The following is a 16502-nucleotide window of genomic DNA, read 5'->3' on the forward strand; positions in this document are numbered from 1 at the left end:
GGGCGCGGTCTTGGCTCTTTGTTCGAAGTTTGTTCGAGATTTGAATGAGTCGGTGGCCGTAAGTCGGCCGTGTCGGACCGTTGTTGTTCGGATGTGGGCGCCCGTGGTGCGCCCCCCGAGAGGCGGGTTCGGGGCGGGCGCCGGGCGTGTCGCGCCCTGCCGCTCTCGTGCCCTGCCGTTATGCCACCGTCAGACCGTTCGCGCGACCGGTGGACGGCTCTCCGGCGTGTGCCGCGTCCAGCGCCTCCCGGATGCCGGTCGCCACCGCAGGGTGCACGGGCAGGGCGAGATGGCCGACACCGCTCACCCGGACGTTCACCGCTGTCAGGTCCGGGTGCTCCACGCACGCCGCCTCCAGCGGATCCATGATGTGGTCGAGGTCGCTCCAGAAGGCGACGAAGTGGGTACGGCAGTCGGGCGCCGGCCGGCTGAGCTCCTCGAGTACCGGTGAGCCGGGGCGCATCTGGCGCACGATGGGGTGTGCGTCGGCCAGTCGCGCGACACGCGTTCCGGAGTGCGGGGTGCCGAGCGTGACGAGCGTCCGCACTCGGGTGTCACCGCCCAGTCGCTGCACGTAGTACCGCGCGATCAGCCCGCCGAGGCTGTGTCCGACCACGTCCACCTGACGGCTGCCCGTACGCTCGCACACCTGCTCTATGTGCCGGCCGAGCAGTTCCGCCGCGATGCGGATGTCACAGGTCAGCGGCGAGTAGTTGAGCGACTCGATCTGCTGTCGGCCGTGCTGGGACAGGCTGCGGCGCAGCAGGACGAAGACCGATCGGTTGTCGATGAAGCCGTGCAGCAGCACGACCGGGGGCTTGGCCTCCGCCGGCAGCTGTGCGGTGCCCTGCGGTGCGGGCAGCACGGTGCGGTCCGGGCCCCGCCGCTCCTGGATGATCCCCGCGGGATAGAGGAGGACGTGACCCGCCAGGATCGCCAGCTCCAGGGCCGTCGCTTTGAGCAGGGCCAGGGAGAAATCCGTCAGCCGGGCCGGCAGAAGACGCCGGCAGAGCGGCAGGAAGGAAAGAGCTGCCTCGGTGACCTTCATGGCCGACCTCCTGTCGGCACGCGAGGGGACAGCCTCGTCCCCCGTGTGCCCTCATGGGATGTCGCTACGAGAGGGGTCGGCGGTGTGCGTGTGCGATGCGGGGAGGGAGTGTGCTGGTATGCCGACGTCGGTGCGAATCCCTTATGCGCATGCTCCCACCGATGCCCGTGCCTCGCACGGGCGCGCGGTACGCGGGCCTCGGAGCCCGGGAACGCTGCGCGGTGAACGTGTCCCTGTGTGTGATTTCCCCCTCCCTGTGCACCGCGAAACTGCCGGTTGCGGGATGCTGGAGATAACGTTCGTTCACTTCTCCGGCCGGTTCGGGACGGAGTGTCCGTGCGATATGTGCGGTACTTGTCGATACGGATGGATGTAGTCGCTTCATGGAGGCAGTGATGGGTGTGGCAGCCGGTCCGATCCGCGTGGTGGTGGCCAAGCCGGGGCTCGACGGCCACGATCGTGGGGCCAAGGTGATCGCGCGTGCGCTGCGCGACGCCGGTATGGAGGTGATCTACACCGGGCTGCACCAGACTCCCGAGCAGATCGTCGACACCGCGATCCAGGAGGACGCCGACGCGATCGGTCTGTCCATCCTCTCCGGCGCGCACAACACGCTGTTCGCGGCGGTCATCGAACTGCTCGAGCAGCGGGACGCGGCGGACATCCTGGTCTTCGGCGGTGGCATCATCCCCGAGGCGGACATCGCTCCGCTGAAGGAGAAGGGCGTCGCGGAGATCTTCACCCCGGGCGCGACCACGGCATCGATCGTGGACTGGGTCCAGGCGAACGCTCGCCAGCCCGCGGACGCGTAGAGCGGGCCCGGGGGTTCTCGGGACCGACGGTCGCCGCACCGGAACCGGACCCGGGGTCCTGGTCTCGTGGCCCGGAGGCCGGTGCGGGGCGCCGCCGCGCCCCGCACCCATGAGCGGGTGGACCCCCGTCGTCCCGGTGGTACCCCCGCCGGGGGAGGAACGACTGCCCGAGCGGGTGGGGAGGGGGCGGGTCAGGGGGTGGCCGGGGTCAGCTCCGTCAGCATGGCCGCGCGCAGGCGCAGTGTGGTGACCAGTCGCTGGAACGCCTCCGCCCAGTAGCCCCCGGCTCCCGGTGACGCGTTTTCCGGCTCGTCCGGTACCGCCAGGAGCGCGTCGAGCCGGCCGGCCTCGGACGGGTCCAGGCAGCGTTCGGCCAGTCCCATGACTCCGCTGAAACTCCATGGATAGCTCCCTGCGTCACGCGCGATGTTGAGCGCGTCGACCACCGCCCGCCCGACGGGCGCCGCCCACGGCACGGCACACACCCCGAGCAGCTGGAACGCCTCGGACAGGCCGTGTTTCTCGATGAACCCGGCCACCCACTCCGCTCGCTCGGCAGCGCCCAGCATGCCGAGCAGCTTGGCGCGCTCGGCCAGGGACACCGCCCCCGGTCCACCCGCCTCCGGTGCGGAGGGCTCGCCGAGCAGCGCCAGGGACCATGCCGCGTCCCGCTGCTGGACCGCCGCCCGGCACCAGGCCGCGTGCAGTTCGCTCCGCCAGTCGTCCGCCACCGGCAGCGCGACGATCTCCCGGGGGGTACGCCCGCCGAGCCGCCGCGACCAGCTGCCGAGGGGCGCCGACTCCACCAACTGGCCGAGCCACCAGGACCGTTCACCACGGCTCGCGGGGGCTTTGGCGACCACACCGTCGCGCTCCATACCCGCGTCGCACTCGTGCGGGGCCTCGACGATGATCGTCGGTATCTCCCGCGTACGGTCCACGGACACACACGCGCCGGCTCTGACCGCCATCCGTGCCGCCAGGGCCGAACCGGGCAGCGCCGACAGCAACTCGGCCGCCGTCGCCCGTACGGTGCGGCTGCGGTCGGCCAGGGCCTGTTCCAGGAAGGGCTCGTCGTCCGCGCCGATTCCGGTGCGCAGGGAGTCGAGGAACATCAGCCGGTCCTCGGCCCGCTCCGTCGCCCAGGTCTCCGCGAGAAGCTCACGCGCGGCGGCCGGTGCTCGTGAGCGCAGCGCGGTGAGGAGGGTGACCCGCTCGGCGAAGAGCCCCTCCTGCCAGAGCCGCCGCATTCCGTCCATGTCGGACGGGGCCGGTACGGACGCGCCGCCTCCCGGCGTGGAACGCAGGGCGAACCGCCAGTCCGGGTTGAGCCGGGCCAGCCACAGCGCGCGCGGCCCCGCGAACCGCAGTGCCGCCGGACGCAGGTCCGTACGCCCCCGCGCGGCGTCGAGCAGGGCGGGCAGGAGGGCGGGAGGTGGTGCGAAACCGCGGGCGTTCGCCGCCGCCAGCCATTGGGGCAGCAGCTCCATGAGGTCCGGTGCCGTGCCCCGGCGGCCCCCGCCGGAGGTGCCGGGGCGGTCGGTGAGCAGCATCGTCAGCCGGCGGGCGGCGGCCGGTGGCAGCACGGGGCGTGGGTCCTCGGGGGAGGGCCCCGGACGCTCCGCGGCCCGGGCCGGCCGCAGCCCGGCCCTTCGCCGTACCGTCGCCACGGCCGCGGCGTCCAGCAGGGCCGACGGCGCCCGCGGGCCGGGCGCGACACCTGCCGGTGTGCGCCGGTCGGTGCCCAGCAGGGCCGTGGTCACCAGCTCCTCCCAGTTGCCCGGAAGGCACGCGTCCACGGCGGCGGTCGTCCTGCTCATGGCCGTCCTTTCCGGCGGGGACCCCGGGGGAGTCGGACACTCGGGCGCACCGAGTGTCCAGTGATGTCCGAAAGATTCCTGAGGTGGACGGGAACGGGGGCGAGGGCACCGCTCAGCACAGGGACACCACCTCACCGGGCTCCTCGGGCCATGCCGCCAAAGGAGTGAATCCCTGATGGCCGCACTCACCGAAGACCCTGACCGGGGCGCCGCCGGACAGCGCGACCAGGCGCCACAGACCCGGCCGGGACCGCGCGGCGGGGGAGAGCGGCAGGGCCGCGTCCCCGTCGGCGTCGGCCAGCTGCCAGGAGGCCCCGCCCTCGTCCGGGGCCGGTATCACGCGGTCCAGCGTCACCGGAACCGACTCCAGCCAGGGGTCGTCGCGCAGCGCCTCCCCGTAGCGGGCGAGAGCCGGGCCCGTCGTGGTGCCCGGCGGCCGCGCGCTGGTCGGCGCGGGCGGTGCGAACCGGTCGCCCAGGGCCGCCCTCGGCTGCCCCGGCCCCGGGTACGCGGACAGCTCCGCGTCCAGGGCCAGGCCGACCGGCAGCGCGAGTTCCGGGGCGCGGCCCGCCGCGCCGTAGGAGAGGAGCAGCGCCGTACGCCCCGAACCGGTGCCGTACAGCCAGATACGGCGGGTGGTCAGCCGGCTGTCCGGGGTGTCGTACTGGGCGAGGACCAGCCAGCGGTCCCGTACCGGCGGGCCGTCCGGCGAGGCGGGCAGACCGACGCGCGCGCGGACGGTCGCGGCAAGACCCTCCGGAAGCCGGTCACGGCGCAGCCAGCCGCGGGCCAGCAGATGGAGCAGCGCGCACTCCTCCAGCAGCCGCACGGGCCGGCCCGGCCCGGTGCCCGGGAGTGCCGCCAGCTCCCGCACCCGGGCGGCCAGCCCCGGCGCCTGGGCGTCGACCATGCGGGCCGCCGTCTCCTCCCACACTCCGGGCCCCGCCTGCTCGGCCGGGGCCAGACCGCCCCGGAGCAGATCCGCCAGACGCTGCTCCAGCTCCTCGGCACCCGCGGTGATCCGCTCGGCCCGGCGCTCCGCCCTGCGCCGCGCCGCCCCGGGGCCGGCGGAACCCTGGGGGGATCCCGGAACGTCCGTCCTCCGTCTCCCCCCGGTTCCCGCGCGCCGGCCCATGACCCACTGTTCGGCCCACTCCGGCACCTCCGCCCGCGGCACCGCTTCCTCTCCGCCCGCCCGGAGCAGCAGCAGACCCAGCGCGTGCTCGCACGGCGACTTCGCACTCGGGCAACTGCATGTGTACGCGGGGCCGGATGCGTCGGAGAGGTCGACGAGTGTCCGGTACGGCGTGCCGCCAGGGCCCTCGCACACCCCCCACACCGTCCCTTCGGCGGAACGGCCGGTCGCCGACCACGACCCGGCCGCGCCGAGTTCACGTCCTGCCCGGCGTGACGCGGCGTCAGGCGCCAGGCCCAGCACCTGGTCCGCGGTCCGTCGCACCCCCTGCTCAGTCATGCCGTCGACACTAGATCCCGCCACTGACAGTCGGCCCGGAGCGCGCATTCGTGCAGGTCGGAGCGATTGTCAGTGGTGTGGTGCACGGTTGGTGACAGATCCGAACCGGCCGAGCTGGAGGGGGACTCAGCCATGACTGTGCCTGTGGGACCTGTGCCTGGGGGACCGACATCCGTCGACCCGAGCCGGACCGGCTCCGCGCCGGACGACACGTCCGTGCTGAGGCCGCACGCCGAGGACGCCTTCGCCGCCGAACTCGCCGCGCTGGCCGCGTGGGACGATCGTCCGCGCCCCGCCCGCTGGCGGCTGTCGCCGTGGGCCGTCGCCACCTATCTGCTCGGCGGCGCACTGCCGGACGGCACCGTGATCACGCCGAAGTACGTGGGCCCGCGCCGGATCGTCGAGGTCGCGGTCACCACCCTCGCCACCGACCGCGCCCTGCTGCTGCTCGGGGTGCCCGGCACGGCGAAGACCTGGGTCTGCGAGCATCTGGCCGCGGCGGTCAGCGGTGACTCCACCCTGCTGGTGCAGGGCACGGCCGGCACACCGGAAGAGGCCATCCGCTACGGCTGGAACTACGCCCGGCTGCTCGCCCATGGACCCAGCCGGGACGCCCTCGTCCCCAGTCCGGTGATGCGGGCCATGGCGGAGGGCATGACGGCCCGCGTCGAGGAGCTGACCCGTATCCCGGCCGACGTCCAGGATTCGCTGATCACGATCCTGTCGGAGAAGACGTTGCCGATACCGGAGCTGGGCCAGGAGGTTCAGGCGGTCCGCGGCTTCAACCTGATCGCCACGGCCAACGACCGTGACCGCGGGGTCAACGAACTGTCCAGTGCCCTGCGCCGGCGGTTCAACACCGTGGTGCTGCCGCTGCCGGAGTCGGCGGAGGCGGAGGTCGACATCGTCGCGCGCCGCGTCGACCAGATCGGCCGCTCCCTCGACCTGCCGGCCGTGCCCGACGGCATCGACGAGATCCGCCGGGTCGTCACGGTCTTCCGGGAACTGCGCGACGGGGTCACGGCCGACGGCCGCACCCGGCTCAAGTCGCCCAGCGGCACACTGTCGACGGCCGAGGCGATCTCCGTGGTCACGGGCGGTCTGGCGCTGGCCGCCCACTTCGGCGACGGCGTGCTGCGGGCCGGGGACGTCGCCGCGGGCATCCTGGGCGCGGTCGTCCGCGACCCGGCGGCGGACCGTGTCGTCTGGCAGGAGTACCTGGAGACCGTCGTCCGTGAGCGTGACGGCTGGAAGGACTTCTACCGGGCCTGCCGGGAGGCCGGCGCGTGAGGCAGGGGAACGCGGACGCCGCCGCGGGGCCGCTGCTGCTCGGGGTGCGGCACCACGGCCCGGGGTCGGCGCGGGCGGTGCGGGCGGCGCTCGAGGAGGTGCGGCCGGGTGTCGTGCTGATCGAGGGACCGCCGGAGGCGGACGCTCTGATCCCGCTCGCCGCCGAGGAGGACATGCGGCCGCCCGTCGCCCTGCTCGCCCACGCGGTGGACGAGCCCGGCCGGTCGGCCTTCTGGCCGCTGGCCGAGTTCTCCCCGGAGTGGATCGCGATCCGCTGGGCGCTGGAACACGGAATCCCGGCTCGCTTCATCGACCTGCCGGCGACACACACGCTGGCCTGGGAGGAGGACGGGGGGAGCGGCGGGGAGGGCGGTGGGCCCGGCCCGGCGGGGGGCGTGCCGGACGGGGAGCGGGGCCCGGGCGGGACCGCTCCGGGCGGGGAGGACGACCCGGGCACGGGGGACGACCCGGGGCCGGGGGACGAGCGACACGGCAGGGCGGGGGACCCCGGCCATGGTGCCGCCGCGGACGGCGGGGGTGCCGGGCCGGCAGCCGACGTACGGTTCGACCCCCTCGGGGTGCTGGCCCAGGCAGCGGGGTACGACGACGCCGAGCGGTGGTGGGAGGACGTCGTAGAGCACCGGGGTGTGGGGAAGGGGGACCCGGTCGCGCCGTTCACCGCGCTGGAGGAGGCCATGACCGCGCTGCGGGAGGAGTACGGCAGCGGGGGACACGACCGGGACCTCGTGCGCGAGGCCCATATGCGGCTGCGGATCCGCGCGGCGCGGCGGGAGTTCGAGGACGGCGTGGCCGTGGTGTGCGGGGCCTGGCATGTGCCGGCGCTGCGGCGCAGGACCACCGTCGCCGCCGACCGGGCCCTGCTGAAAGGACTGCCCAGGGTGAAGACGGACATGACCTGGGTGCCCTGGACCCACCGCAGGCTCTCCCGGGCGAGCGGCTACGGCGCGGGCATCGACTCACCCGGCTGGTACGGGCATCTGTTCCGCGCCCCGGACCGGCCGGTGGAGCGGTGGCTGACCGAGGTGGCCGGTCTGCTCCGGGCCGAGGACCGCATCGTCTCGTCCGCGCATGTCATCGAGGCCGTACGGCTGGCGGAGACCCTCGCCGCGCTGCGCGGACGTCCGCTGGCCGGGCTGAGCGAGACGACCGACGCGGTACGGGCGGTGATGTGCGAGGGCTCCGACGTGCCGCTGGCGCTGGTGCGCGACCGGCTGGTCGTCGGGGACGTCCTGGGGGAGGTGCCTGCCGCGGCGCCCGCCGTGCCGTTGCAGCGTGACCTCGCGCGGATCCAGCGCCGGCTCCGGCTGAAACCGGAGGCGGCCGAGCGGCAGCTGGAGCTCGACCTGCGCAAGGAGACCGACGCGGAGCGCAGCAGACTGCTGCACCGGCTGCGGCTGCTCGGCATCGACTGGGGTGAGCCGGGCGCCTCGCGCGGCAGCACCGGAACCTTCCGGGAGACCTGGCGGCTGCGCTGGGATCCGGAGTTGTCCGTGCGGATCGCCGAGGCAGGGGTGTGGGGAACGACCGTGGCCGCCGCCGCGACCGCCAAGGCGGAGATGGACGCCGTCGCCGCGCGGGGCCTCGACGTGGTCACCGGGCTCGCCGAAGTCTGCCTGCTGGCCGGGCTGTCCGAGGCGCTGCCCACGGTGATGCGGATCCTCTCCGACCGAGCCGCCCTCGACACGGACATCGGCCGGCTCGCCCGGGCACTGCCCGCCCTGGTCCGCGCACTGCGCTACGGCGATGTGCGCGGCACGGACACCGTCGCGCTGGCCGGAGTCGCCGCCGGACTCGCCGAGCGGGTCTTCGTCGGGCTGCCCCCGGCCTGCACCGCACTGGCCCCGGACGCAGCCGAGGAGATGCGGAGCCATGTCGACGCCGTGCACGGGGCGGTCGGCCTCCTCGGCGACTCCCCCGCCCCGGGGCACGCAAGACTGCGCGCCCGCTGGCACTCGGTGCTGCGGACGCTGTCCGCCCGGGACACCGTGCCGGGGGTCGTACGGGGCCGGTCGGTGCGGCTGTTGCTGGACGCCGGGGAGGTGGCGGGGGAGGAGGCGGCGCGGCTGATGGGGCTCGTGCTGTCGCCCGGCACACCTCCGGCGGACGCGGCCGCGTGGATCGAGGGGTTCGTCGGCCGGGAGTCCGGCGGCGGGCTGCTCCTGGTCCACGACGAACGGCTGCTCGGCCTGGTCGACGCCTGGCTGACGGGCGTACCGGCGGAGGCGTTCACGGATGTCCTGCCGCTGTTGCGGCGCACGTTCTCCGCGTACGAGCCAGGGGTGCGGCGCACCATCGGCGAACTGGTCCGGCGCGGACCGGAGGCCCGCGGGAGTGCGACGGCCGGGGGCTCCGGCACAGCCGGCTTCGCCACCGGACTCGACACGGCACGAGCGGACGCCGTACTGCCGGTCCTGCGCCTGCTGCTGGGCCCGGACACCGAAGGCGGGGCACCGAGCGCGGGACCACCCGGGACGGTGGGGGCGGCTGAAGCCGGTGCCGGAGCACCCGGGGTGGCGGGGGCGACCGGGGCGGCGCGATGACGGGCACACACCGGGAGGGGGAGACGGGCATGGAGAGCACCACGACGGATCCGGCGGGGGAGCGGCTGCGCAGATGGCGGCTGGTGCTCGGCGGGGACCCGGCCGACGGCACCGGCAGTGTGCTCTCCGGGCGGGACGCCGCGATGGACGGGACCCTCGCCGCGCTCTACGGCGAGGGCGGCCGACCGCGGGCGGGCAGGGACCGCTCGGCGGGACTGGGCGCATCGGCGCCGTCGGTGGCCCGCTGGCTCGGGGACATCCGGACCTACTTCCCCTCCTCCGTCGTCCAGGTCATGCAGCGCGACGCCATCGACCGGCTCGGGCTCGCCACACTCCTGCTGGAACGGGAGATGCTGGAAGCGGTCGAGGCGGACGTCCACCTCGTCGGCACCCTGCTGTCGCTCGGCCAGGCCATGCCGGAGACGACGAAGGAGACGGCCCGGGCCGTCGTGCGCAAGGTCGTCCAGGACCTGGAGAAGCGGCTCGCCACCCGCACCCGGACCACCCTCACCGGCGCCCTCGACCGCAGCGCCCGCGACAGCCGGCCACGCCACCGCGACATCGACTGGAACCGCACGATCGCCGCCAACCTCAAGCACTACCTCCCGGAACACCGGACGATCGTGCCCGAGCGGCTCATCGGCTACGGGCATGCCGCGCGGTCGGTGCAGAAGGAGGTCGTCCTCTGCCTCGACCAGTCGGGGTCGATGGCGGCGTCCGTCGTGTACGCGTCGGTGTTCGGGGCGGTGCTCGCGTCCATGCGGTCGGTCGACACGCGGCTCGTCGTCTTCGACACGGCGGTCGTCGACCTCACCGACCAGCTCGACGACCCCGTCGACGTGCTGTTCGGCACCCGGCTCGGCGGCGGTACGGACATCAACCGGGCGCTCGCGTACTGCCAGTCGCGGATCACCCGGCCCGCGGAGACGGTGGTCGTCCTGATCAGCGACCTCTACGAAGGGGGAATACGCGACGAGATGCTCAAGCGGGTGGCGGCGATGAAGGCGTCGGGGGTGCAGTTCGTGGCGCTGCTCGCGTTGTCCGACGAGGGGGCACCCGCCTACGACAGGGAGCACGCGGCCGCGCTCGCCGCACTGGGCACGCCGGCGTTCGCCTGCACGCCCGATCTGTTCCCGGAGGTGATGGCGGCGGCGATCGAGAAGCGGCCGTTGCCGATACCGGACGAGGGCTGAGGGAGGCGGACCCGGACCGCGGACGCGTCGCGTTCGAGGACCGGCGCCGCCCTGTCCCGGGCCGGGTGCGGACGGCTCGCGTCAGTCGTCCTCCCCGTCGCCACGCGCGCCGCCCCTTGCGCCGCCGTCGGGAGGCGAAGGGGTCGGGCACCGTCGATGTCTCCGAGGGCTCGTTCGGCGTGGCCGCCCCGGACGCCCAGGGCGGACCGGCAGCCCAGGGCGGACCGGACGGAACCGCGACCGCCGCCGCGCACGGCCCGGAGTTCACCGGCCCCGGCAGCGGGACGCACGGGGGGCACGGCGGTCGCCGGGACGGCGCCCCCGCGACGTGACGGCGTACGCGCCGGACCGTTCCTCGCCCCCACGCCCCCGCCGACGGCCGGTCGGACGGCGCACCGGGCAGCCGCACGGCGGCGGACCACGGCACACCGGCCCGCCCCCCCGGCTCGTACCGCGCACCGGCCCGCCCCCGGCTCGTACCCGGCACCGTCGTTGCGCGCTGAGCCGGTGTACCCGCGCGGACAATCCGCCCGCCCCGGCGGAAACCGGAGCGGACCGTCCGGCCAGGAGGGCCGGTTGCCGGACCCGCCTCCCACCCGGACCTGACTCACGGGTAACAAAGGACTCCGCGGGGGCGTCGGGACACGGACAGCCGAAAGCCGTCGGCTCGTCCGGTCGCACCCTTCGCGGAAGGGTGACCCGCCCCCATTGGGGTGGAGGCCGGTCCCCCGCATCCCGGAAACCGGGCGTGCACCGCCCTGTCCGGGTGCTCGAAGGGCCTCACCGGGTCGACCCCAGCCCGGTGAGGCCCCTCACGTCCGGCACGGCGTGTCAGGGATGGCGGCATCATGTGACAGGTATCACCGCTCACGTGTGACCCGCGATTTAGAGAGGTCACCCGTGCGGCGATAACCTGCGAGACGGACATGCCGCGCGCTCGGACACCGTGTGCGCCTCCCTTGTGACACAGCGGACGTCACGTTGCCCTTCGCGGCACGCCCACGCATCCAACGAACCGCGAGATCACTGATAGGGACGGAAGCGCGTGGACCTGTTCGAGTACCAGGCGAGGGACCTCTTCGCAAAGCACGATGTACCGGTGCTGGCCGGTGAAGTCATCGACACGCCTGAGGCGGCCCGCGCAGCCACTGAGCGTCTCGGTGGCAAGTCCGTAGTCAAGGCCCAGGTGAAGGTCGGCGGCCGTGGCAAGGCCGGCGGCGTCAAGCTCGCCGCGACCCCTGACGAGGCCGTCGCCCGCGCGACGGACATCCTCGGAATGGACATCAAGGGCCACACGGTCCACAAGGTGATGATCGCCGAGACGGCCCCGGAGATCCTGGAGGAGTACTACGTCTCCTTCCTCCTCGACCGTGCCAACCGCACCTTCCTCTCCATCGCCTCCGTCGAGGGCGGCATGGACATCGAGGAGGTGGCGGCCACCCGTCCGGAGGCCGTTGCCAAGACGCCGATCGACGCCAACGAGGGTGTGACCCCCGCCAAGGCCCGCGAGATCGTCGAGGCCGCGAAGTTCCCGGCCGAGGTCGCCGACAAGGTCGCCGACGTCCTGGTCACCCTGTGGAAGACCTTCGTCGCCGAGGACGCGCTCCTGGTCGAGGTCAACCCGCTGGCCAAGGTCGCCTCGGGTGACGTCATCGCCCTGGACGGCAAGGTCTCCCTGGACGAGAACGCCGAGTTCCGTCAGCCGGAGCACGAGGCCCTGCAGGACAAGGCCGCGGCCGACCCGCTCGAAGCGGCCGCCAAGGAGAAGAACCTCAACTACGTCAAGCTCGACGGTGAGGTCGGCATCATCGGCAACGGCGCGGGTCTCGTGATGAGCACCCTGGACGTCGTCGCCTACGCCGGTGAGGCGCACGGCGGCGTCAAGCCCGCCAACTTCCTCGACATCGGTGGCGGCGCCTCCGCCGCCGTCATGGCGAACGGCCTGGAGATCATCCTCGGCGACCCGGACGTCAAGTCCGTCTTCGTCAACGTCTTCGGCGGCATCACCGCCTGCGACGAGGTCGCCAACGGCATCGTGCAGGCGCTCCAGCTGCTCGCGGACCGGGGTGAGGAGGTCACCAAGCCTCTCGTCGTCCGTCTCGACGGCAACAACGCCGAGCTGGGTCGCACGATCCTCTCCGACGCCAACCACCCGCTGGTGCAGCGCGTGGACACCATGGACGGCGCGGCCGACAAGGCCGCCGAGCTCGCGGCTGCGAAGTAAGGGACGAGGGACAGAACAGCCATGGCTATTTTCCTCAACAAGGACTCCAAGGTCATCGTCCAGGGCATGACCGGTGCCACGGGCATGAAGCACACCAAGCTCATGCTGGCCGACGGCACGAACATCGTCGGCGGCGTGAACCCCCGCAAGGCGGGCACGTCGGTCGACATCGACGGCAACGAGATCCCGGTCTTCGGCACGGTCGCCGAGGCCATGGAGAAGACGGGCGCGAACGTGTCCGTCCTCTTCGTCCCGCCGGCCTTCGCCAAGGCCGCCGTCGTCGAGGCCATCGACGCCGGTATGCCGCTCGCGGTCGTCATCACCGAGGGCATCGCGGTGCACGACACCGCCGCCTTCTACGCGTACGCCGTGGAGAAGGGCAACACGACCCGGATCATCGGCCCGAACTGCCCGGGTCTGATCAGCCCCGGTCAGTCGAACGCCGGCATCATCCCGGGCGACATCACCAAGCCGGGCCGTATCGGCCTGGTCTCGAAGTCCGGCACGCTGACGTACCAGATGATGTACGAGCTGCGTGACATCGGCTTCTCCTCGGCCGTGGGCATCGGTGGCGACCCGGTCATCGGCACCACGCACATCGACGCGCTCGCCGCGTTCGAGGCCGACCCCGACACCGACCTGATCGTGATGATCGGTGAGATCGGCGGCGACGCCGAGGAGCGGGCCGCGGCCTACATCGCGGAGAACGTGAAGAAGCCGGTCGTCGGCTACGTCGCGGGCTTCACCGCGCCCGAGGGCAAGACCATGGGCCACGCCGGCGCCATCGTCTCCGGTTCCTCCGGCACCGCCGCCGCGAAGAAGGAGGCCCTCGAGGCCGCCGGCGTCAAGGTCGGCAAGACGCCGACCGAGACGGCCAAGCTGGCGCGCGCGATCCTCGCCGGCTGAGTCACCGGCACGGCGCACCGCACGGGTGGGCCCGTTCCCCGCACCAGGGGGCGGGCCCACCGTCGTTCCCGCGCGGGAGGCGGCTCACCGTCGCGTCGTGCGCGGCACCATGGCTCATCGTCGCGTCGTGCGCGGCACCATGGCTCACCGTCGCGTCGTGCGCGGCACCATGGCTCACCGTCGCGTCGTACGCGGCACCATGGCTCACCGTCGCGTCGTACGCGGCACCATGGCTCGTCGTCGCGTCGTGCGCGGCGCCGTGGCTCACCGCGCCTGAGGCGTCAGCCGCTGCGGTCCTCGTGACAGTTCCTCACGCAGCGTGTCCCGCAGCTCCCGCTGCTCGTCCGACAGGGGACCGGGAGCCACGCGTGGCGGAACGCCCTGGACCGTCCTGCCCGGCGGCACCGGCGGCTCGTAACGGGTGGGTGCCGTGCGCAGGGTGAGGGCCGTGGTGCCGATCAGGGCGACGGTGACGGCGATGGCGGCGCGCGTCCAGAAGCGTGCCCGGCGCTCGCTGCCGTCGCGTACCTCCGGCGGCTCGGCCGCCCGCAGCCGACCCGTGGACGCCAGTTCGGCCAGCCGTTGGTGCAGCTCCCGCGGGTCCGACAGGTCCGGCAGCCGGGCGGCGACGGCCTCGCGTGCGTACATCAGCCGGCCGGCCGTCGCGCGGGTGCTGGCCTCCGTCTCCGCCGCCGTCTCCGGCAGGCCGAGGCCGATCCCGTCGTACAGCAACAGCGTGCGGCGGTACGGCGGCGGCAGACGCAGCAGTGCCTCCAGGAGCGTACGGTCGTCGTCCCCGGGCGGCGGGGGTTCCGGCTGCCGGTGACGGCGACGGAAGCGGTGCCAGGGGGAGAGCGCCCACTCGTGCGCCGCCGCGCGTACCCAGCCGGCCGGGTCCGGGTCCCGGGCCACCTCCGGCCAGTGGTCCCAGGCCTGCTGGAAGGCACGCTCCACCGACTCGCGGGCGAGGTCCCGCCGGCCGCTGAGCAGATACGTCTGCCGGACGAGGGCGGGGGCGCAGCAGGAGTACAGGGCGTCGAAGGCCTGAGCCGGTGTCGGTCCGGGGCGGCTCTCCTCCCCGGGTACCCGGGCGGGCGGGGGTGCCTGCGCGTACGCGGACGGCTCCGGCCCGGCCGCCGCGTGGCCCCGGCCGCCGCCCGGCTCGTCCGGACGCACCGTCACCACCGCGGTGTCCTCCTTCCGCTGACGGTTCGCTCCCGCGTCCCCGCCGCCGCCCCCGGCTCCACCCCCTGACGTGGCTCCGGCCGGCCCTTCCGCCGGCTTCGCCAGGCCGGCCAGCAGCCTGGCGTACGCCTCCCGGCTCCGGCCGCGCGGTGTGCCGCGGCCGGACTCCCACGAACGCACGGTCTCCGGCCGTACGCCCACACATGCGGCGAGCTGAGCCCGCGTCAGCGCGCCTGCCTCGCGCAGGCGTCGGCGTTCCGTGGGCGGAGGAAGCGGGGTGACAGGGCTCCGCTTCACCAGGCACCCTTCCGTACAGAAAAGTACATAAACATATATTGAGCGACACAGCCGGGCTTCGCCCGTTACACCGGGAAAGCGCGTGTCGTTGGGAGCATGGCGGGCGTGATCCAGACGACCGCTCGCCGTTCGACCCCGGCCGCCCTGCTCTCCCGGATGCGCGACCGCGCACCCGGGCTGGCCGCCGGCCTCCTCGGCGGTGTGCTCGCCGCCGTACTCGGGTTCGCGGTGTTCACCGTGCTCGTGATGCTGCTGTGGGTCAGCTCTCCCTACCCGGACAGCGGCCCCGACGGCGCCCTGCACGTCGCGGCCGCGGTGTGGCTGCTGGCGCACGGCGCCGAACTGATCCGCACCGACACCCTCTCCGGGGTGCCCGCCCCCATCGGCCTCCCGCCGCTGCTGCTGCTCGCGCTGCCGGTGTGGCTGCTGCACCGCGCCGCCCGTGACGCCGCGGACGGGGATGCGGGCGGCGAGGCCCCCCTGGTCCCCGGCCGTACGGCGCTGACGGGCGTGGTCCTCGGCTACTTCGCCGTCGGCGCGCCCATCGCGTGCTACGCCGCCGGCGGTGGACTGCGGCCCGACTGGGTGGGGACCGGGGTGTGCGTGCCCCTGGTCGCCGTGCTGGCCGCCGGGACCGGGGTGTGGTCCGCGTACGGCCGTCCCAGTGGACCGCTGGAGCGGGTTCTGGGCCGGGTCCTGCCCCGACGCGTACGCCATCTGGTCCTCGGGCCGGACGGTCGCCCCGGCGTCGCGGCGCGTGCGGCGGTGGCCGGGGCGACCGTACTGGCCGGCGGCGGGGCGCTGCTCCTCGCGGTGTCGCTGGCCTGGCACGGCGGGGAGACGCGGACGGCGTTCACGCGGCTGACCGAGGGCCGCCCGGGATGGCTGGCGGTGCTGCTGCTCTGCGTCGCCCTGGCGCCGAACGCCGCGGTATGGGCCGCGGCCTACGCCCTCGGCCCCGGCTTCCTGCTCGGCGAGGGCACCCTGGTGACCCCGCTCGCCTCCGCCTCCGCGCCGCTGCTGCCGCCGTTCCCCCTGCTCGCGGCGGTTCCGGACGCGGGTCCTGGGACGCCGGTGAACTGGGCGGCCGCCGCGGTGCCGCTGGCGGCCGGGGGCGTGGCGGGATGGTTCGTGGGCCGGGGCGCCACGATCAGCGGACGGGCGCCCGCTCCAGTCTGGACGCGCGGCCGGACCGTCGGCGCGGCGGCCCTGTCGGCGGTGCTCTGCGCGGTTCTGCTGTCCGTCCTCGCCGCCCTCGCGGGCGGGCCGCTGGGTGTGGCGGCGCTTTCCCGGTTCGGTCCGGTGTGGTGGTGGACGGGGGGCGCGACACTGGTGTGGATCGGCCTGACGGCGATCGTCGCGTCGCTGGTGGTACGGGCCTGGCGTGCCCGCCCGCTCGCCGGTGACCCGGCGGGGCGGGTGCCGGGGCCCGGCGCCCGGGGCGGGGTGTCCCCGCGCGGCGGGTGGCTCCGCCTCCTTCGTGCCGCCACCTCGGCCGCGAAGGGGGCGACGGCCCGGACCGCACCACGGCAGCCGGCGGCCTCGCCCTCCGGCCCCGACCCGGACGAGCCGTACCTGTTCCTCGACCACGACGCGCTCGACCTCACGCGCGAGGGCACACCCGGCGCGCGGGGTCGGAGCGCCGCCCCCCGGTCGGGCCCTGGCGTGGACGGACCGTAGTTGTCTCTCGGC

General features: G+C 74.1%; 12 protein-coding genes. 8 read left to right on the forward strand and 4 right to left on the reverse strand.

What is annotated here, in order from left to right; all coding sequences use genetic code 11:
• Positions 1-178 precede the first annotated feature (178 nt).
• Positions 179-1048, reverse strand: coding sequence for an esterase/lipase family protein (locus ACIF9R_RS07330; protein WP_399975516.1), 870 nt, complete (start codon positions 1046-1048; stop codon positions 179-181).
• A 395-nt stretch (positions 1049-1443) separates the two neighbouring features.
• On the opposite strand from ACIF9R_RS07330, the gene ACIF9R_RS07335 reads away from it, so the two are divergent.
• On the forward strand, positions 1444-1860 hold the full coding sequence (locus tag ACIF9R_RS07335) for a cobalamin B12-binding domain-containing protein (RefSeq protein WP_399975749.1): 417 nt from the start codon (positions 1444-1446) through the stop codon (positions 1858-1860).
• Positions 1861-2051: 191 nt separating this feature from the next.
• Here the strand turns inward: ACIF9R_RS07335 and ACIF9R_RS07340 are convergent, their stop codons facing one another.
• Both ACIF9R_RS07340 and ACIF9R_RS07345 read right to left on the reverse strand, forming a co-directional pair.
• A complete protein-coding gene (locus ACIF9R_RS07340) occupies positions 2052-3680 on the reverse strand; it encodes a DUF5691 domain-containing protein (protein WP_399975518.1) in 1629 nt (542 codons plus the stop codon).
• 112 nt (positions 3681-3792) lie between these two features.
• A complete protein-coding gene (locus ACIF9R_RS07345; protein WP_399975521.1) occupies positions 3793-5154 on the reverse strand; it encodes an SWIM zinc finger family protein in 1362 nt (453 codons plus the stop codon).
• 132 nt (positions 5155-5286) lie between these two features.
• Between ACIF9R_RS07345 and ACIF9R_RS07350 the strand changes: the two genes are divergently transcribed.
• The 6 genes from ACIF9R_RS07350 to sucD all read left to right on the forward strand — a co-directional run bounded on the left by ACIF9R_RS07350 (position 5287) and on the right by sucD (position 13328).
• Complete coding sequence (locus ACIF9R_RS07350) at positions 5287-6444, forward strand: AAA family ATPase (RefSeq protein ID WP_399975523.1); 1158 nt, start codon at positions 5287-5289, stop codon at positions 6442-6444.
• Positions 6441-9005 carry a DUF5682 family protein gene (locus ACIF9R_RS07355; RefSeq protein ID WP_399975525.1) on the forward strand — a complete coding sequence of 855 codons (2565 nt, stop codon included), beginning with the start codon at positions 6441-6443 and terminating at the stop codon, positions 9003-9005. The genes ACIF9R_RS07350 and ACIF9R_RS07355 overlap by 4 nt, the downstream gene beginning before the upstream one ends.
• A gap of 29 nt (positions 9006-9034) precedes the next feature.
• Positions 9035-10198 (forward strand): VWA domain-containing protein, encoded by a 1164-nt coding sequence (locus tag ACIF9R_RS07360; protein WP_399975527.1) that lies wholly within the window; start codon positions 9035-9037, stop codon positions 10196-10198.
• 116 nt (positions 10199-10314) lie between these two features.
• A complete protein-coding gene (locus tag ACIF9R_RS07365; RefSeq protein WP_399975529.1) occupies positions 10315-10530 on the forward strand; it encodes a hypothetical protein in 216 nt (71 codons plus the stop codon).
• A gap of 713 nt (positions 10531-11243) precedes the next feature.
• Positions 11244-12422 carry an ADP-forming succinate--CoA ligase subunit beta gene (gene sucC, locus ACIF9R_RS07370; protein ID WP_399975531.1) on the forward strand — a complete coding sequence of 393 codons (1179 nt, stop codon included), beginning with the start codon at positions 11244-11246 and terminating at the stop codon, positions 12420-12422.
• Positions 12423-12443: 21 nt separating this feature from the next.
• A complete protein-coding gene (gene sucD, locus ACIF9R_RS07375) occupies positions 12444-13328 on the forward strand; it encodes a succinate--CoA ligase subunit alpha (RefSeq protein WP_399975534.1) in 885 nt (294 codons plus the stop codon).
• Positions 13329-13592: 264 nt separating this feature from the next.
• Here sucD and ACIF9R_RS07380 read toward each other — a convergent pair whose 3' ends face one another.
• The gene (locus ACIF9R_RS07380) at positions 13593-14810 is read right to left on the reverse strand and encodes a hypothetical protein (protein ID WP_399975536.1); all 1218 of its coding nucleotides are present in this window, start codon (positions 14808-14810) and stop codon (positions 13593-13595) included.
• A gap of 96 nt (positions 14811-14906) precedes the next feature.
• Between ACIF9R_RS07380 and ACIF9R_RS07385 the strand changes: the two genes are divergently transcribed.
• Positions 14907-16490, forward strand: a complete 1584-nt coding sequence (locus tag ACIF9R_RS07385; RefSeq protein WP_399975538.1) for a DUF6350 family protein — start codon at positions 14907-14909, stop codon at positions 16488-16490.
• Positions 16491-16502 lie beyond the last annotated feature (12 nt).

Source organism: Streptomyces sp. NPDC086080, from assembly GCF_044540255.1.
In the GTDB taxonomy this organism is placed as follows: domain Bacteria; phylum Actinomycetota; class Actinomycetes; order Streptomycetales; family Streptomycetaceae; genus Streptomyces.